The sequence below is a fragment of the Amycolatopsis sp. NPDC026612 genome (genome assembly GCF_040638285.1).
GTDB lineage: Bacteria > Actinomycetota > Actinomycetes > Mycobacteriales > Pseudonocardiaceae > Amycolatopsis.
In genome coordinates, this window is the sequence record NZ_JBEZYB010000060.1 from 17621 (window position 1) to 36090 (window position 18470).

Sequence of the window (18470 nt, forward strand, 5' to 3'; positions counted from 1 at the left end):
TGCCGCCGCGCTGTCGCGCGGTGGGCGCAGCCGCCGCTGCCGGGCGCGCCCGGCAGGCGCGCCGCCCCTGCGCTGGGCAGTCGGCTCGGTGCGGAGTCGTTCCGCTGCGGGTGGGTGGGTCCGCGCCACCCGGCGATGGGTCGCCGAGGTGCCGCGCGCTCCCCAGCGCGGGCGAGCCCGGTAGCCGGGCCGCCGCCGCTCGGCTGCTGTCGTGGTGTCCCGTCGCGGCGAAGCGACTCTGCGGGCCGCCCCGCTCGGCTGCTGCCGTGGTGTCCCGGCGCGGGCGAAGCGACTCCTCGGCACCGCCGCCGCTCGGCTACCTCCCCGAGACCGGGCTCCCGCCGGTCACCGCTTCTCGAGCCGCCGGCGCTGCGGCACCACGACGTACTTGGGGTCCTTTGTGGACTCCACGCCCGCCTCGAACACCCCGAAACGCTGCAACGCGCTTCCGGCGAACAACGCCGTCCCGGCCGCCACCGAGAGCGCGCGGCTGCGGTGCCCGAGCAGTGTGCCGAGCAGGCCGGCGGCCGTCAGCCGCTCCGACCACCTGCGCAGCCGGTGGGCTTTGCCGGTCGTGTAGGCCTCCGCCGTGAGCCCGAGCCGCTTTTCCAGCACCTTGCCCGCCACCAGCTCGGTCGCCGCGCCGAAGGCGGCCAGTGCGCGGGCCGGGCCGGCCTGCTCGACCGGTACCAGCGCCATCGCGAAGCCGCCCGAACTCGCGGCCGCCGAGCCGGTGAAGACGAACGGCAGCTGGGCGTGGGCCTCGTGCCAGGCCGGGACCGCGGTCTGGGACAGCAGCACGGCCGTGTAGGACGCGACGGCCGGGGCGACGATCGCCGACGACAGCCCTGCAGGCCGCGCGGCCGCGCGCAGGAGACGGCCGGGCAGCGAGCGGCGCAGCCCGGCGGGCAGCACCTCGGCGGCCGCGGCGATGGCCACCCCCGGGCCGAACGCACTCAGGATCCACGTGCCCACGCTCATCGGCGACGTCGGTTTCGCGACGCGCAGCATGTGGTGGAAGCGGGCCGGCCGCCCGAGGTCGGCGACCAGCAGGTAGACGCTGGCGAGCAGCGCCGCCAGCGAGCCGGTGCGGCCCACCCGCCGCAGGCCGGGTCGGCCGGTCAGGTCGGCCCCGGCGGCGAGCAGCGAGGTGCCCGCCGCCAGGCCGCCGGTGAACAGGTACGCCGGCACCTTCCACTCCCACACCGGCGGCTTGAGCACCGGACGGCCGTAGTACGACCGGAACTCGGCCCGCGGCACCATCAGCTCTTCGCGGGAGCCGCCCCGCTTGCGGCGGCCGAACGTCCGCGCCCGGCGGTCGGCGGCCTGTGCGTCGCTGCGCGGTTCGCGGAGCAGGGGGTCTTCGCTCATCGGCGGCGTCCTCCGAACGCGGCGACCGCGGCGGCGAGCAGCGCCGACGCGGCCATCCCGGCGTACTTCCACATCGCGGGCAGGTCGCGGGTCGGCACCACCGGATCCGGCGGCAGCCCGTAGACCTCGGGTTCGTCCAGCAGCAGGAAGAACGCGCCGTTGCCGCCGACGCCGTCGGAGGGGTCGTGGCCGTAGAGCCGCGCCTCGGGCACGCCGCGCTCGTGCAGGTCCTCGACGCGGCGGGCCGCCCGCTCGCGCAGCTCGTCGAGTTCGCCGAACTGGATCGAGTCGGTCGGGCAGGCCTTGGCGCACGCCGGTTCGAGGCCGTCGTGCAGCCGGTCGTAGCAGAGCGTGCACTTCTGCGCCCGCCCGTCGCCGGGACGGCGGTCGATGACGCCGTACGGGCAGCCGGAAACGCAGTAGCCGCAGCCGTTGCAGATGTCCTGCTGCACCACGACCGTGCCGAACTCGGTGCGGAACAGCGCGCCGGTCGGGCAGACGTCGAGGCAGCCGGCGTGGGTGCAGTGCTTGCACACGTCCGACGCCATCAGCCAGCGGAAGTCCGTCCGGCCGTCCGCGCCGGTCTTCGCGCCGGGCAGGTCGAACGACGGCATTCCGAGGTCTTCCGGTGCCCGCGGCAACGGCGAAGTGCCCAGTCCGCCGCCGCCGCGCGGTGCCTCCCGCAGTTCCTCGGCGACGAAGGCGGTGGTCACGTCGATCGCGGACGCCCCCGTCGGCAGCCCCGCGAGCCCGGGCGACTGGTCGCCGAGCGGACGCTCCTGCTCGATGAAGGCCACGTGCCGCCACGAGTTCGCGCCGAGCGCGCCGGTGTTGTCGAACGACATCCCGAGCAGGTCGAGCCCGTCCTCGGGGACGTTGTTCCACTCCTTGCAGGCGACTTCGCAGGCCTTGCAGCCGATGCACACCGACGTGTCGGTGAAGAACCCGACGCGCGGCGGGTGCCCGGTGTGCCCGGCCTCGGCGGCGACGTCCGGCAGCGGCCCGGACAGCCGGTTCTCGATCGTCATGAGCTGTCCTCCGTGGCGTGGCCGGGTTCGACGTGCCGGGTGTCGTGCACGGTCGCCACCTGCGTACCCGTTTCCGGCGTGATGCCCGCGCGGGTGCGGTACTCCTCGAGCAACGCGAGCAGCGCGGCGCCGCGCGGCCGCCGCCCGGGCCGGACGTCGCAGGTGGCGACCTTGCTTTCCTGGATGAAGACGTTCGGGTCCAGCACGACGCCGAACAGGTCGTTGACGACGTCGCGGGGGACCAGGCCGCCCTGGCCCCAGTGGTAGGGCATCCACACCTGGTGCACGACCCGGTCCTGCACGCGCAGCGGGGCCATCCGGTCGGTCACGAAGACGCGCGCCTCGACGGCCGCGCGGGCGGTGACGACGTGCGCCCAGCCCAGGTGCGCGAGCCCGCGGAGCTTCGCGAGTTCGGGGGACACCTCGACGAACAGGTCCGGCTGCAGCTCCGACAGGTACGGCAGCGTCCGGCTCATCCCGCCCGCGGTGTGGTGCTCGGTCAGCCGGGCGGCGGTGAACACGAACGGGAACACCTCGACGCCGGCTTGGGGCGGCGACGGGTGCGCCGGGTTGTCCCGGCGGCCGTAGACCTTCCGCGCCGGGTTCCCCTGCTGGGTGTAGAACGGGTTCCGGAACGGCGATTCGTGCGGCTCGTAGTGCGTCGGGAGCGGGCCGTCGGCCAGCCCGGTCGGCGCGAACAGCCACGCCTTGCCGTCCGACTGCATGATGAACGGGTCGTCGCCGCGCAGGGCGGCCGGGCCGACGGCGCCGGCGGCCGGCACGTGGTCCGGCGGCTTGGTCTTCTCGAAGTCGGGGACGTCGTGGCCGGTCCATTCGCCCTTCTCGGCGTCCCACCAGATCAGGGCCTTGCGCTCGCTCCACGGCCGGCCCTGCGGGTCGGCGGACGCGCGGTTGTAGAGCACCCGCCGGTTCAGCGGCCACACCCAGCCCCACTCGTGGGCGTAGAGGTCCTGGTCGAACCGCGACTTGCGGCGGGCGGCCTGGTTGACGCCGTCGGCGTAGACGCCGCTGTAGATCCAGCAGCCGCAGGAGGTGCTGCCGTCCGCTTTGAGGTCGAGGTAGCCGGAGACCTCCTTGCCGGTGGTGAGGTCCTGGCCGCTGATCCGCCGCAGCACGTCGTCGGCGGACGGCTCGTCGCCGTGCACCGCGTGGTCCCAGGCGAGGTCGAGCACCGGCCGGTCGCGCTCGTCGGCGGAGCCGGCCAGCCGCTCCCGGACCAGGCGCCCGAGGTGGTGGAAGAACCACAGGTCCGAGCGCTGGTCCCCGGCCGGTTCGACGGCCTTCTCGCGCCACTGCAGCATGCGCTGGGTCTGGGTGAACGTCCCTTCCTTCTCGACGTGCGAAGCGGCGGGGAAGAAGAACACCTCGGTGCGGCACTGCTCCGGCACGATTTCGCCGGTCTCGATCTCCGGCGCGTCCTTCCAGAAGGTGGCGCTCTCGATCATCGTGAGGTCCCGGACCACCAGCCAGTCGAGGTTGGCCATGCCGAGCCGCTGCAGCCTGCCGTGCGCGGAGCCGACGGCCGGGTTCTGCCCGAGCAGGAAGTAGCCGGACACCTTGCCGTCGACCATGTCCATGACCGTGCGGTAGGTACCGTGGTCGCCGTTGATCCGCGGCAGGTAGCCGAAGCAGAAGTCGTTGTCGGGGGTGGCTTTGTCGCCCCAGTACTCCTTCAGCAGCGACACGGTGTAGGCGTCGGCGTTGCGCCAGAAGCCCTTCTGCTTGTCGCCGCGGATGCTGTCGAGGTACTCGGCGAGGGTGGTGTGCTCAGGGGTCGGCATCGGCAGGTAGCCGGGCAGCAGGTTGAACAGCGTCGGGATGTCGGTCGAGCCCTGGATGCTGGCGTGCCCGCGCAGCGCGAACACCCCGCCGCCGGGCCGCCCGATGTTGCCGAGCAGCAGCTGGATGATCGACCCGGCCCGGATGTACTGCGCGCCGACGCTGTGCTGCGTCCAGCCGACGCTGTAGACCAGCGCGGCGGTGCGTTCGCGGCCCGAGTTGTGCGTCCACGCGTCACAGACGCGCTGGAAGAGCTCCTTCGGTGTCCCGCAGGTGGCCTCGACCAGCTCCGGGGTGTAGCGGGCGAAGTGGCGCTTGAGGATCTGGAACACGCACCGGGGGTGCTGCAGCGTCGGGTCGGCGGCGATCTCCTCGCTGCCGCCTTCGAGCACCGGGCCGCCCGAGCCGTGCTGGTCGGACGCCGAGGTCTCCTTGCCGTGCGCGGTGTCGCGCGGCCGGGTGTTCTCGTAGTGCCACGTCGACGGGTCGTAGGCCGCCTTGGCCTCGTCGTAACCGCTGAAGAGGCCGTCGAGCTCCTCGGTGTCCCGGTAGTCCTCGCTCACCAGGAAGGAGGCGTTGGTGTAGGCGACCACGTACTCCCGGAAGTCCAGATTGTTGCTCAGGATGTGGTTGATCACCCCGCCCAGGAACGCGATGTCCGTGCCCGCGCGCAGCGGGACGTGGGCGTCGGCCAGCGCACTGGTGCGGGTGAAGCGCGGGTCGATGTGGAACACCTCGGCTCCCCGCGCCTTCGCCTCCATCACCCACTGGAACCCCACCGGGTGCGCCTCGGCCATGTTCGAGCCCATGATGACGACGCAGTCGGAGTTCTGCAGGTCCTGCTGGTAGTCCGTCGCGCCACCGCGACCGAAGGAAGTCCCCAGACCGGGAACCGTGGCGGAGTGTCAAATACGGGCCTGGTTCTCGATCTGGATCGCGCCCAGCGCGGTGAAGAGCTTCTTGATCAGGTAGTTCTCTTCGTTGTCCAGGGTGGCGCCGCCGAGGCTCGCGATGCCCGTGGTGCGGCGCAGCGGGGCACCGTGGTCGTCGGTGTCCTGCCAGCCCTTGCGGCGGGCGTCGAGCACCCGGTCGGCGACCATGTCCATCGCCGTGCCGAGGTCCAGTTCGGTCCACTCGGTGGCGTAGGGCGCGCGATAGCGGACCTTCTGTTCGCGCTGCGGGCCGGTGACCAGCTGCTTGCTCGCGGATCCCTTGGGGCAGAGCCGGCCGCGGGAGATCGGGCTGTGCGGGTCGCCCTCGATCTGCACGACCCGTTCGTCCTTGACGAAGACCTGCTGCCCGCACCCGACGGCGCAGTAGGGGCAGACGGACTTGGCCACCCGGTCGGCGCTCGCGGTGCGCGGGGCCAGGGCCTCGGACCGCGGGGACTCCGCCGCCTTGCCCCGGCCGAGCGGGTCGGTGCCGGTCAGCTGGCGGTAGACAGGCCAGGATTCGAGCCACTTCCGCGGTCCCATGTCACCTCCCGCTCGCGTCGGAGTGCGGCTACCCGGACCCCATCGAGCCTAAACCGGTGGGGAAGTGTTGTCGCGCCGGGAACGAACCCGCAAGCTCGTTCCCGGCGCGACGGCTTTCCCGTCTTCCCGTCAGGTCGAGAAGGGCGAGGACGCCCCTTCCGCGCGGGTCCGGCCCCGCCGTCCCGCCGCGGCCAGCGGCTGGGCGATCTCCTCCAGGGACTTGCCCTCGGCGTCCACCGCCAGGAACCGGGCGACCAGGCCGCCCGCGATCATCACCGCGGCGCCGAGCAGGTAGCCGATGAACAGCCGGACCGGGTGCTCGCCGGTGCCGATGAGGGCGCCGTAGATCACCGGGCCCAGTGCGCCGAAGCACTGTGCGATCGCGAAGAACACCGCGATCGCCTTCGCTCGCACCTCCAGCGGGAAGATCTCGCTCACCGTCAGGTAGCCCGCGCTGGCACCGGCGGAGGCGAAGAAGAAGATCACGCACCACGCGATCGTCTGCGTGATCGCGTTGAGCGCGCCCGCGTAGAACAGCACCGCCGTGATCGCGAGCAGGACCCCGGACACGATGTACGTCCCGGAGATCATCTTGCGCCGGCCGAGGGTGTCGAACAGGTGCCCGATGGTGAACGGGCCGACCAGGTTGCCCACCGCGAACGCGATGAGGTAGATCGGCGTCGCCGCCGAGGACACCCCGTAGAACTTGCCCAGCACCAGTGTGTAGGTGAAGAAGATCGCGTTGTACAGGAACGACTGGCTGATCATCAGCGACGCGCCGAGGACGGCCCTCGACGGGTAGTCGCGGAACAGCACCCTGGCCAGGGCCACGTAGCCGATCCGCTCGGCCGGCGTCACCTCGATCGCCTTCTTCTCGTCGACCGGCGGCAGGCTGCGGCCGGTGGCCTCCACCTCCTGCTCGATCTGGGTGATCGACTCCTCGGCGGCCTCGGCCTTGCCGTGCATGATCTGCCACCGCGGGCTCTCCGGCAGGTGCCGCCGCACGAGCAGGATCACCAGCCCGAGCACCGGCCCGATGAGGAAGCCCAGCCGCCAGCCCAGCGAGAGGTCCATCCGGTTGAGCAGGATGTACGTGCCGACCGTCCCCAGCACGGCGCCGGCCCAGTAGGTGCCGTTGACCGCGATGTCCACCCGGCCCCGGTAGCGGGCCGGGATCAGCTCGTCGATCGCGGAGTTGATCGCGGCGTACTCGCCGCCGATGCCCATGCCGGCCACGAACCGGGTGGCGTAGAGGAAGACGACCCAGCCGACGCCGTTGCCGAGGGTCAGCGCGGTCAGGCCGCTGCCGACGAGGTAGACGGCCAGGGTGAGCATGAAGAGGTTCCGGCGTCCCAGCTTGTCGGACAGACTGCCGAAGAACAGCGCCCCGACCACCTCGCCGGCCAGGTAGATCGTCGCCAGCAGCCCGACGGCCGCCGACGACATGTTCAAGGTCTCGGGCTTGGTGAGGGTGTCGGCGACCGCGCTGGCCACCGTGATCTCCAGGCCGTCGAGGATCCAGGCCACCCCCAGGGCGACCACCATCCGGGTGTGGAAGGGGGACCAGGGCAACCGGTCGATGCGCGCAGGGATGAGCGTCCGCACCCCGGTCGACGCCGAATCGGGTGTTGCCGCCATGACAACCTCCTTGAGAGCTGAACCGCCCAGCGTGACTTCCCCCGTCCGTCGCCCGCGAAACACGATCGGGTCGACTCGTGCGGTCACCGCTTGTGATCAGCCGCGGACCGTCACTAGCCTGGCCGAAGGCGGGTCGCGCAGGAGCCGTGGTGCTGCCCGTTCCTGACGGTCCTCCGAAGATGGGGTGTTTCCGCGTGGCGTCCTCCGTGCCCCCGAAGGGGCGGTTGCGGGTCTCGTGCTCCCGCGGCGAGCCGGTGCTGCTGGCCTTGGCCGGTGAGCTCGACGCCGGGACGATCGTCGACGTCGGCGAGGCGGTGGCCGCCGCACTGGCCGTGCGCCCGCCACCGCGGGTGATCGTGCTGGACCTCGCGGAACTGCACTTCCTCGGCGCGGCGGGGCTGCGCGTGCTCAATGCGGTGACGGGCCAGGCCGCCGCCCGGAACGCCCGGCTCAGGGTCGTCACCGGCGGCAACGCGGTGGTGAGCCGGGCGCTGCGGATGACCGGGACGGACCGGGTGCTGGACGTCTACCCCGATCGCGGCGCGGCGCTGCGGGTCGGTGACGGCCGGGAGTTCCTCCGGCTGACCGCCCGGATGTGGAACAGCTGACTGTCCGGAGAGGACAGTGCGGCCCTCGGCTTTCGTGGGCAGGCCGGGGGAACCGGGTGGTGACCCGGCGCCGGGTGTTCGGCGGCCGGGCGCCGCGCCGGCCGGACCGGGGGCTCGAGCGCCACCGCGCGGCGGTCCGGCCCGGGCCGGACCGCGGAGCTGGTCAGTGCCGGCCCTTGACCGCCGCGATGTAGGCGTTCGACGGACCCGTGAACGACAACACGACGCCGACCACCGCGGCGAGCACCGCGAGGTAGCTGCCGATCGTGCTCTCCCCGGTCAGCACCGAGAACAGCTGCAGGCCGGCGAGCACCGTCAGCACGATGCGCGCCCAGTTCCGGCCGGCGCGCAGCTTGAAGGCGAACAGCAGGTACAGCGCGGCGATGAGCACCGCGATCACCACCGCGGTGATCATCGTGACGTTCGCCGTCTGGTCGATCTGCGCGTCGGTGAGCGTGCCGCCGCGTTGCCGGTCGGCGTCGCGCAGGGTGGCGGCGATCTTGTCCCGGTTGCCCAAGATCAGCAGACCGCCGATCAACCCGATCACGGGTGCGACGATGAAGGCCCAGAAAGCGCCTTCGATCGTGCGCGGCCGCGGCGGGGCGGTGGCCTGGTCCATCGAGGTGGGAGCCGGCGACTGCGGGTAGTTCGGTGATTCACTCATAACGATCAAATAGCACTCTTCCGGGTGGTGCGCAGACCGAGCGGATGCGGCCCCCTTGGCCGAACTTTTCCCCGTTCCTGTCCGCGCGCTGTAATTCCCCTTCCGGTCGCCGTTCCACAGTGGATTTACCAGGGATTCCCGGCCAGGAGGCAAAAATGCGCAAGATTCCGATGGGTGCGATCGTGGTGACGACGGTGGCGGCCGCGGCGGTGGCCGGCTGCGGCACCAGTACCGCCACCACGCCCGCCGCGCCGCCGGCCGGTGCCCCGCCGGCCGGCGCCGCGGCGGCTCCGGCGCGGCCCGCCCAGCAGCAGATCGCGGACCTGTTCCCGCAGTGGAACGCGGCGCTGGCGACCGGCGACCCGCAGAAGGTGGCCGACCTCTACGCGCCGGACGCGGTGCTGCTGCCCACGGTGTCCAACGAGGTCCGCCGCACCCGGGCGGAGATCGTCGACTACTTCACCAAGTTCCTGCAGAGCAAGCCGCAGGGGGTGATCGAGGACGAGATCGTCGACGTCCTCGACGCCGACACCGCGGTCAACACCGGCGTCTACGAGTTCGTCCTGACCAAGGACGGCAAGAGCCAGCGGGTACGGGCGCGCTACACCTACGTCTACGAGCTGCACGAGGGCCGGTGGCTGATCGTCAACCACCACTCGTCAGCGATGCCCGAGGGGTAACCCGATCCGGACGCACAGGCCCTCGCCGTCGCCGTCGGCGAGGACCACCGTGCCGCCGTCGTCGGTGACCAGCTGCTTCACGATGGCCAGGCCGAGACCGGACCCCGACGGGCCGGTCCGGCCCTGCCCACGCCAGAACCGGTCGAACGCCCGGCCCCGCTCGGCCTCGGACATCCCGGGGCCTTCGTCGGTGATCTCCACCATCGCGTGGCCCTCCCGGCGGCCGCTCGACACGGTGACCGCGCCGCCGTCGGGCGACACCTCCAGGGCGTTCGACAGCACGTTGTCCAGCACCTGCTCGAGGTGCCCGGGGCTGACCATGGCGAGCAGGTCCGCGTCGGCGTCGTCCTGGCGCAGCTCGACGCCGCGGTCGGCGGCCACCGCGCGCCAGACGCCGAGCCGCCCGGCGACCACCTCGGCGACCCGCACCGGTTCGGGCGCCCCGATCGCCGCTTCGGCCTTCGCCAGGGTCAGCAGGCCGTTCACCAGCCTGCTCATCCGGACCACTTCGGCCGTGGCCTGGTCGACGTCCTCGTGCACGTCCGGGTCGTGCACGCCGTCGGCGATGTTGTCCAGCGACAGCCGCAACGCCGTGAGCGGCGTGCGCAGCTGGTGTGACGCGTCGGCGATGAACGCCCGCTGCGCCCGCACCAGCGTGTCGATGGTTTCGGCGGCGTTGTTGAGCGTCCGCGCGAGCGTGCGGGTTTCGACCGGCCCGGACTCCTCGGCGCGCGCGGTCAGCTCACCGTCGCGCAGCCGACCGGCCAGCTGGTTGAGTTCCCGGAACGGCCGGGTCAGGCGCCGCGCGAGGAACGCGCCCAGTAACGCGGCGACGAGGAGCACCGCCACCGCGAGCACCGCCCGGAAGCCCCAGATCTGCAGCTGTCGGGCGGCCAGTGGCGCCGACGGGTAGCTGACCCGGATCGCCCCGGTGACCCGGCCGGCCGCGTCCCGGGCGGGGACGGCCAGCACGAGACCGTCGGCGCCGAGCGCGACCGAGTGCGTCCACCGGGCGAAGCCCTGCCCCGCCAGTGCGTCGCGGAAGGCGGCGTCGTCCGCGGACGGCGGCACCGGCAGCGGACCCGGAGCGGTGCCGTCCGCGAGCACGGCGTCGAGGCGTCCCGGCGTCTCCTTGTCGTACGCCTCGGCCAGCCGCGCCAGTGCCTGCCGGGAGGGGAGGTCCCCGGCCGAGAGCAGCAGCGCGGCGGTGTCGGCTTCCCGCCGCACCGACGTCTCGACGTCCCCGCGCAGCTGGCGGGTGAGCACGAACGCGACCGGCACGGTGAACGCGGCGATCGCGATCGCCACCAGCAGCACGTAGCTGACGACGAGACGGCGGTTCAACGACGTCGGGCCGCTCACCCGGCCGCCACCAGCCGGAACCCCACCCCGCGCACCGTTTCGACGACGGCCGCGTCGCCGAGCTTCCGGCGCAACGCTCCGATGTGGACGTCCAGGGTCTTCGTCGGGCCGAACCAGTGGGGGTCCCAGACGGCCTCCATGATCTGCTCGCGGGTGAGCGCCGCACCCGGCGCGTCCGCGAGGAAGGCCAGCAGGTCGTACTCCTTCGGAGAGAGCGCGAGTTCGGCGCCGTCGACGTGCACCCGCCGCGCCCGGCGGTCGATGACCAGTCGCCCGCCGGCGAGCGAATCGGGGGGCTGCGCATCGGCGTCGGCAGGCGGCCGCACCCGGCGCGCCACCGCCCGCATCCGCGCGATCACCTCGCGGACGCCGAAGGGCTTCGACACGTAGTCGTCGGCGCCGATCTCCAGCCCGACCACCCGGTCGACCTCGTCGGCCCGCGCGCTGATCACGATGATCGGCACGTCGCCCCGCGCCCGCAGCTCGCGGCAGACGTCGAGACCGTCCACATCGGGCAGTCCGAGATCGAGCAGCACCATGTCCGCGGGCCCGGCCGCCAGCGCCTCCGCGCCCGTCCGCACCCACGTCACCTCGTAGCCGTACCGCACCAGACCGCGCCGCAGCGAGTCGGCGATCGGCCGGTCGTCCTCCACCAGCAGTACCCGCACGTACGGATCATGCCAGGTCAGCGGCCGGTGCGGCACGGGCTGACGGGCTCCGCGACGCGAACGACCCGGCGGACTGTGCCTCAATTCCTCGGAAAGCCCGGCGTGGTCGCCGAAACACCGACGGCATTCGCCGGGTATCCCGCGCAATGATCCAGCAGTGTGGAATGGTGCTTCTCGCGAAGCGGGTAAGATTCTCGAACCACAGAAGAAATCTGTCTGGTTCGCCGGATGGCAGTCAGTTTTGCCGATGACCGGCCAGATGGTCACGAGCAGCCGGCTTGGTGGAAGAGCACATCTTGTGCGCGAGTGCGCTTTTCGACGATTTCGGGGGCGAATCGGACAGGATGGATCCGCGGGTTACGGGGGTGGTAACGTCGTGAATAGCTCATTCGCGACATCGGCCCGTCGAAGATCACTCCAATGGGTGATGGGTGCCGAGGATCGGGCGGTTAGATTTTCCCGTGGCGTCCGGGAATCCGGTGGCCGCTCGTTCCTGGGGGAGGATCTGCCGTGTCCGGTGAGGTCGTGGGCGCTCGAAGAATGTCCGGTTTCCGGGGTCTGACGGTTTTGCTCACCGTTTTCGCGCTGATCGGTGCGTCCGCTTCGGTCGTCGCCGCGGCGACGAAACCCGCCGTGGCCGCTCAGCCGGCCGCCGCGCCGAAACCGGCGGATTTCGGGCCGGATGCGGCGAAGTCCGCCGACCTCGCGGTCGACGGCTACGGCGATGCACAGGGCTACCACGTCGAACTGGGCCGGGAGGCCGCCGGGTTCGCCTGGCAGGAGGCCGCGCTGATCCACCCGGCCGGGTTCGACGACGGTTCGTGGACCGGCTACCAGTGCGTCTCCGGCGACGGGAAGTACGCCGCGGTCGCGATCCTGCCCGCTTCGGCGGTGAACACCCAGGCCGCGCGGGACCACGGCGCGTTCGCCTACTCCGTCGACCTCGCTTCCGGTGTCGTGCGCGCCCTGGCCGGCGGCGTCGGCCTCAAGTACTACTCGCCCGGCTGCGGCACCGGGGACACCGCGGTGTTCACCGTCGCCCTCGACGGGCGGACGCGGCTGCTCACCGCGAACCTGGCCACCGGCAAGATCGACGCGGACGTGACCGCGCCGGGGCAGATCACCTCCGCCGTCCCGGCCGCCCCCGGCGTCGTCGGCGTGGTGGGAAACCGGCTCGTTTCCCTGACCGCCAAGGGAAACCCCGCTGTGGTGGCCACCTTGCCCGGTGATGTCTACGACGTGCGCCCGGCCGCCGACGGCGGGGTCAGCTTCCTGCACGCCAAGCCCGGCACCCGCACCGCGACCGCCGCGCACGAGCACGCCGGGGTGGTCACCACGCTCGGTTCCGGCGACCTGGGCCGGGTGCAGCTGTTCCAGGGCCGCGCCGGGCGCGCCGTGCTTTCCGGCGCCGCTCCGGTGGCGCCCGGCGCACCGGCCGCCGCCGGTGTGCGCAGCGTGGGCGACGGCGCCCTCGCGCACGGCGCCGAATCATCCTCTTTGGATGGTGACGCGCTGCTCGGTCCGGACGCCGACGGGCACAAGCCCACGCCGGCACTGCTGGCGACGAACACCGGTAAGCTCCTTGCCCCGGCGGTCCCGGCCGCCACCCGGGCCGCCGCCACCCAGGTGCCCACCTACTCCGCCGCGCCCCGGCCCGCCCAGGCGCCGCACCAGAACCGGCTGAGCCCCCGGGGCGACGCGGTTCCGGCGGCGAAGGCGGCCCCGGACACTACGCAGGCGCAGTCGCCGAAGTGCGCCGTGCCGCCGCTGAACGCCAACCGGCAGGTGATGCAGCCGAACCCGGCGCAGGTCAACTGGGCGGTGCAGCTGGCCGAGCAGGGCCTGCTGACCGGCAGCGCCTACACGCGCCCGGCCGGGTTCGGCAACCTGGGCCTGGTCGCCTACGCGCCCAACAGCGACTTCCCGCTGATCCCGCTGTCGCACCCGTCGGGTGGGACGAACACGGTGCCGCGGTCGATCTTCGAGGGCATCATGGCCCAGGAGTCCAACTGGTCGCAGGCCTCCTGGCACGCCCCGGCCGGCACGGCGGGCGACCCGCTGATCGCCAGCTACTACGGCGCGGGCGGCGACATCGTCTCGATCAACTACGCCGCTTCCGACTGCGGGTACGGCATCAGCCAGGTCACCGACGGGATGCACATCGGTGACCACTCGCTGTCCGAGCACGGCCAGTGGAAAGTCGCGGTCGACTACCAGGAGAACATCGCCGCCGGCCTGCAGATCCTCGAGACCACCTGGAACCAGCTGTATTCCGCGGGCATCACCGCGAACAACGCCGACCCGCGCTACCTGGAGAACTGGTACTTCGCGGCTTGGGCGTACAACTCGGGTGTCCAGCCGAACGCGGCCAACGGCAACACCACCGGCTGCACCCCGGGGCCGTCGTGCACCGGTCCGCACGGCACGTGGGGGCTGGGCTGGACCAACAACCCGGCCAACCTGGACTACCCGCCCAACCGCGACCCCTACCTGCAGGACACCTACGCCGACGCGGCGCACCCGGCGAGCTGGCCGTACCAGGAGCGCGTGCTCGGCTGGACCGCCAGCCCGCTGATCCGCTACGGCAGCCCGGCGTACGCGAAGCCGACGTACAACGGCGGCCAGCGCTGGGTGCAGCCTGCGCCCTTCACCGCGATGTGCTCGCTCGCCGCGAACCAGTGCGACCCGAACGCCACCAACACGTCCAACCCGGGCGCCAGCCACTGCATGCTCGACGACTTCCAGTGCTGGTGGCACAACCCGGTGACGTGGATCCCCAGCTGCGCCACGACGTGCGCGACCAGTCCCTACGCCGTGTCGGGGGGAAGCGAGCCCGCGAATCCGACGCAGAACCCGCCGACCTGCAGCCAGGACACAGCCAAGGTGCCGAGCGGCTCGATCATCGTCGACGACGAGCCGAACCGCTTGAACCTGCAGGGCTGCGGCGCCGCGAACTGGTCGGACAACGGCACGTTCAGCTACACCTACGGCACGAACTCCGCCGGCGACCCGATCGGCGCGATCGACACCCACCAGCTCGGCACCGGCCTCGGTGGCCGGGTGCTGTTCACCCACACCGAAGACGGCTCGAACCCGGCGCTGATCAACACCGGCGTGTGGACCCCGAACCTGCCCTCGCTGCAGTACTACAAGGTCAAGCTGCACCTGCCCGGCCTCGGCGCCGAGGCGACGAACGTCGTCTACAACGTCAACCCCGGTGGCGGGGCCGCGCCGTGGAAGATCCGGGTCAACCAGGCATGGAACTCCGAGCAGTGGGTCACCATCGGCACGTTCGCCATGCAGAACGGCGGCAACGTCACCCTGAACAACAACGGCAGCTCGCAGGACCAAGGCGGCTTCGGCTACTCGGACTTCGACGTCGCGTTCGACGCGGTCGCGTTCGTGCCCCAGGGTGGCACGCCGGGCCAGCCGATCGGCGGCCCGCCCGGGGTGCAGGACGAGCCGAAGGGGTCCAACCCGTCGTGGGTGCAGTGCGGCTGCGGCCGGCGGACCGCGGGTGACCCGGTCGACACGGCGACCGGCGCGTTCGGCGAGGACTTCACCGACCTGAGCACGCCCGGCCGGCTGCCGCTGGAGTTCAAGCGCAGCTACGCCGAAAGCGTCGCCGATCCCAGCGGGCCCAACAAAGCGCTCGCCGCCGACGGGCCGTTCGGCTTCGGCTGGACCGACTCCTACCACCTCACGGCCGCGACCGACGGCACCACCGGCAACGTCACGGTGAAACAGGAGGACGGCTCCGCGGTCACCTTCGTCGCCGCCGGCGGCGGCTACACGGTGTCGGCGCCGCGGTACGACGCGACCCTGGTCAAGTCCGGCAGCACCTACGTCTACACGCGCCGTGGCAGCCAGGTCTTCACCTTCGACGTCGCGAGCGGCCGGCTGACCGCCGTCACGGACCCGGCCGGGAGCAAGGCTTCCCCGCCGTACCAGCTCACCCTCGGCTACGACGGGTCCGGCCACCTGGCCACCGTCACCGATCCCGCCCAGCGCGCTTACACCCTCACCTGGACCGGGAACCACATCACGGCGCTGACCGACTCGGCCGGCCGCAAGGTCACCTACGGCTACGACACCGCCGGCAACCTCACCGACGTCTACGGTGCGGGCACCACCCGCACACCGTCCACACTGGACGACGACCACGCCCGGTACACCTACGACGGCAACCACCTCATGACCTCGATGCGGTCACCGGCCAACTTCGCGGGGCCGGCGACGACGGTCACGGCGATGACGTACGACAGCGCCGAGCGGGTGAAGACGCAGACCGACCCGAACGGCCACACCACGACGTTCACCTACGGCCCGGACGGCGGCCTCGCCGCCGGCCAGACCCTGGTGACCGACCCGGCCGGGCACCAGACGCTCGACACGTACCAGAACGCGCTACTGGTCTCGGAGACCAAGGGCTACGGCACCGCCGACGCCGGGACGACGTCGTACACCTACGACCCGGTGACCCTCGGGGTCAGCACCCAAACCGACGCCGACGGCGACCTGACCACCTACACCTACGACGACCACGGGAACCGGACGTCGCAGTCCGACGCGCTCGGCTTCACGACCGACTACTCCTACGACGACGCCGGGAACCTCCTCGAGACGATCGATCCCGGCGGCGTCGCGACGGTGAACCAGTACGATCAGGCCGGCCACGTCCCGTCGGGCGCCGCCGGGGTCCACGACGTCACGGCCACCACGAAGACGAAGGCGAACAACGTCGTCGAGTCCGTCACCGGGAACTTCGGTCCGGCGCCGACCCGCACGGCGAACTACTTCTACGACGACGCCGCCCACCCCGGGGACCGGACCCGGGTGACCGACCCGAACGGGAAGACCACCACGACGGTGTTCGACGGCTTCGGCGACAAGGTCTCCGAGACCGACGGCGCGGGGGACAAGACCCAGTACGGCTACGACACCGCGACCGGACTCCTGACCTCGCAGGTCGACGGCAACGGCACGGCCGTGGGGGTCGGCCCCGGCTGCGTGCCCCCGGCCAAGGGCTGCACGACCTACGGCCACGACGCCCACGGCAACGTCACCTCGACCACGGACCCGCTCGGGCACCGGAGTACCACCGGCTACGACGCCGACTCGAACAAGAAGTCGGTCACCGACGCGAACAACCACACGACGGCGTGGACCTACGACCCGGCCGACCAGCCGGTCAAGACCACCAACGCCGACAACAGCACCCAGGTGACCGATTACAACCCCGACGGCACCGTCGCCGACACCCTGGACGGGCTGACCGCCCGAACCACCTACGGCTACGACGGGCAGGGCCGCCGCACCTCGCGCACCGACCCGGACCACCGCACCACGGTGTCGCACCTCGACCCGGCGGGCCGCGAGCTCACCACGACCGACCCCGCCGGCCGGGTCACCACCTTCGGGTACGACGCGACCGGCCGGACGAAGACGGTGTCCTATTCGGACGGTGTGACCCCGGGCGTCACGTTCGGCTACGACCCCTCGGGCCGGAAGATCGGCATGACCGACGGCACCGGGACCTCGACCTGGACGTACAACAGCTTCGGGGAGATCGTCGCCCAGACGCAGGGTTCGGGCGCGGCGGCCGGGTACGGCTACGACGACGACGGCAACCAGACGTCGATCACCTACCCGGGTCGGACCACGGCGGTGATCCGGACCTTCGACGACGCCGAGCGGCTCAAGACCGTGACGGACTGGAACACGAACAAGACCACCTTCGGGTACGACAACGACGGCGGGGTCAAGACCACGGCCTACCCGAACGGAACCACCGTCACCAACGGCTACGACGACGCGGCTCGGCTCGCCGGAACGTCGGCCGCCACCGGTGCCACGACGGTGTACGCGATGACGTTCGGGCGGGACCTGGTGGGACAGCTCGCCTCCAGCCAGACGGGGACGGTCTCGCAGACCTACGGCTACAACCCGAAGAACCAGCTGACCGCCGAAGGCACGACGACCTACGGCGTCGACGCGGCCGACAACCCGACCAAGGTCGGCGCCGCCACCCAGGCGTTCGACCCGGCCGGGCGGCTGTGCTGGACCCTGCCGTCCGGTACGGCCGCGAACCCCACGTGCGGGACGGTCCCCGGCGGCGCGACGGCGTACACATCGGACGAACAAGGCGCCCGGAAGACGGCGGGCTCGACGACCTTCGGCTACGACCAGGCGGAACGGCTGACGGCGATCACCGGCGCGTCGTCCGCGACCTACCGGTACGACGGGGACGGCCTCCGGGTCGCGAAGACCGTCGGCGGCACCACCACGACCTTCGTCTGGGACGCCGGGCAGACTCCGGGCCTCCTTTCCGACGGCACGAACGCCTACCTGTACGGCCCCGGCGGCGCCCCGATCGAACAGATCGGCGCGGCCGGCTCGGTCTGGTTCGTGCACGACCAGGTGGGATCGACCCGGGCCCTGCTCGACGCCTCCGGCGCGGTGACCGGCACGTATTCCTACACCCCGTACGGGGTGGCGACGCACAGCGGAACGGCGGTCACCCCGCTGCAGTTCACCGGGCAGTTCACCGACGCCGAGTCCGGCCTGGTGTACCTGCGCGCCCGCTACTACGACCCGGTGACGGCGCTTTTCCTGACGGTGGACCCGAAGGTCGACCAGACGCACTCGCCGTACGCCTACACCTCGGACAACCCGCTCAACCTGACCGACATCACCGGGCTGAGCTGGTGGAACCCGTTCAGCTGGTCCGCGGACACCTGGAGCGACATCGGCACCTACGCCGGGTACGCGGGGCTCGCCGTCGGCGCGATCGGCCTCGGCCTGGCGACGTTCGGCGTCGGCGACGTCCTGATCGGGGGCGTGGTGACGGTCGGCGTGGTCGCGGACGTCACGGCCACCGCGCTCGGCGCCGTGAGCACCGGCGTCACGTGCTGGCAGCACCCGGTCAGCATCGGGTGCGGCCTGGGAATCCTGTCGACCGGGCTCGGCGCGATCGGCACCTGGGCGGATTGGGGCTTCGCGCCCGGTTCGTGGGGCATGTTCGCCAACCTCAATTCCCTCACTTCGGGCATTGCGGGCACGGTGTGGGACCTGAACGTGCACGCCGAAGAGGGTGGGGGTGGTGGCGGCACCGCCGCGCCCGCGCCGCGCACGTATTCTCCGTACGGCGGCCAGACGATTGTTTGTTGACGCGAA

At 71.7% G+C, this 18470-nt stretch carries 10 protein-coding genes; 3 read left to right on the top strand and 7 right to left on the bottom strand.

Annotated features, from left to right (window positions below; translation table 11 throughout):
• Positions 1–345 precede the first annotated feature (345 nt).
• The 4 genes from nrfD to AB0F15_RS34400 all read right to left on the bottom strand — a co-directional run bounded on the left by nrfD (position 346) and on the right by AB0F15_RS34400 (position 7312).
• The gene (nrfD, locus tag AB0F15_RS34385; RefSeq protein ID WP_360279735.1) at positions 346–1371 is read right to left on the bottom strand and encodes an NrfD/PsrC family molybdoenzyme membrane anchor subunit; all 1026 of its coding nucleotides are present in this window, start codon (positions 1369–1371) and stop codon (positions 346–348) included.
• On the bottom strand, positions 1368–2399 hold the full coding sequence (locus AB0F15_RS34390) for a 4Fe-4S dicluster domain-containing protein (protein WP_360279737.1): 1032 nt from the start codon (positions 2397–2399) through the stop codon (positions 1368–1370). The genes nrfD and AB0F15_RS34390 overlap by 4 nt, the downstream gene beginning before the upstream one ends.
• On the bottom strand, positions 2396–5674 hold the full coding sequence (gene fdh, locus AB0F15_RS34395; protein WP_360279740.1) for a formate dehydrogenase: 3279 nt from the start codon (positions 5672–5674) through the stop codon (positions 2396–2398). Before fdh ends, AB0F15_RS34390 begins: the two co-directional genes overlap by 4 nt.
• A gap of 129 nt (positions 5675–5803) precedes the next feature.
• Entirely contained in the window at positions 5804–7312 is a 1509-nt protein-coding gene (locus AB0F15_RS34400) for an MFS transporter (protein WP_360279743.1), read from the bottom strand.
• A gap of 194 nt (positions 7313–7506) precedes the next feature.
• Between AB0F15_RS34400 and AB0F15_RS34405 the strand changes: the two genes are divergently transcribed.
• A complete protein-coding gene (locus tag AB0F15_RS34405) occupies positions 7507–7920 on the top strand; it encodes an STAS domain-containing protein (RefSeq protein ID WP_360279746.1) in 414 nt (137 codons plus the stop codon).
• Between the two features lie 163 nt (positions 7921–8083).
• On the opposite strand, the gene AB0F15_RS34410 is transcribed toward AB0F15_RS34405, so the two are convergent.
• A complete protein-coding gene (locus tag AB0F15_RS34410) occupies positions 8084–8584 on the bottom strand; it encodes a hypothetical protein (RefSeq protein ID WP_360279748.1) in 501 nt (166 codons plus the stop codon).
• A gap of 155 nt (positions 8585–8739) precedes the next feature.
• Here AB0F15_RS34410 and AB0F15_RS34415 point away from each other — a divergent pair, with 155 nt between their 5' ends.
• A complete protein-coding gene (locus AB0F15_RS34415) occupies positions 8740–9264 on the top strand; it encodes an SgcJ/EcaC family oxidoreductase (RefSeq protein ID WP_360279749.1) in 525 nt (174 codons plus the stop codon).
• Here the strand turns inward: AB0F15_RS34415 and AB0F15_RS34420 are convergent.
• Complete coding sequence (locus AB0F15_RS34420) at positions 9244–10626, bottom strand: HAMP domain-containing sensor histidine kinase (protein ID WP_360279750.1); 1383 nt, start codon at positions 10624–10626, stop codon at positions 9244–9246. The genes AB0F15_RS34415 and AB0F15_RS34420 overlap by 21 nt on opposite strands.
• Positions 10623–11294 carry a response regulator transcription factor gene (locus AB0F15_RS34425; protein WP_360279752.1) on the bottom strand — a complete coding sequence of 224 codons (672 nt, stop codon included), beginning with the start codon at positions 11292–11294 and terminating at the stop codon, positions 10623–10625. Before AB0F15_RS34425 ends, AB0F15_RS34420 begins: the two co-directional genes overlap by 4 nt.
• A gap of 567 nt (positions 11295–11861) precedes the next feature.
• Here AB0F15_RS34425 and AB0F15_RS34430 point away from each other — a divergent pair.
• Positions 11862–18464 (top strand): RHS repeat-associated core domain-containing protein, encoded by a 6603-nt coding sequence (locus tag AB0F15_RS34430; protein WP_360279754.1) that lies wholly within the window; start codon positions 11862–11864, stop codon positions 18462–18464.
• The last annotated feature ends 6 nt before the right edge of the window (positions 18465–18470 follow it).

Bases quoted from the DNA above. Each gene is read 5' to 3' on its own strand.
- nrfD (WP_360279735.1), bottom strand. From the start codon at position 1,371: ATGAGCGAAGACCCCCTGCTCCGCGAACCGCGCAGCGACGCACAGGCC.
- AB0F15_RS34390 (WP_360279737.1), bottom strand. From the start codon at position 2,399: ATGACGATCGAGAACCGGCTGTCCGGGCCGCTGCCGGACGTCGCCGCC.
- AB0F15_RS34400 (WP_360279743.1), bottom strand. From the start codon at position 7,312: ATGGCGGCAACACCCGATTCGGCGTCGACCGGGGTGCGGACGCTCATC.
- AB0F15_RS34410 (WP_360279748.1), bottom strand. From the start codon at position 8,584: ATGAGTGAATCACCGAACTACCCGCAGTCGCCGGCTCCCACCTCGATG.
- AB0F15_RS34415 (WP_360279749.1), top strand. From the start codon at position 8,740: ATGCGCAAGATTCCGATGGGTGCGATCGTGGTGACGACGGTGGCGGCC.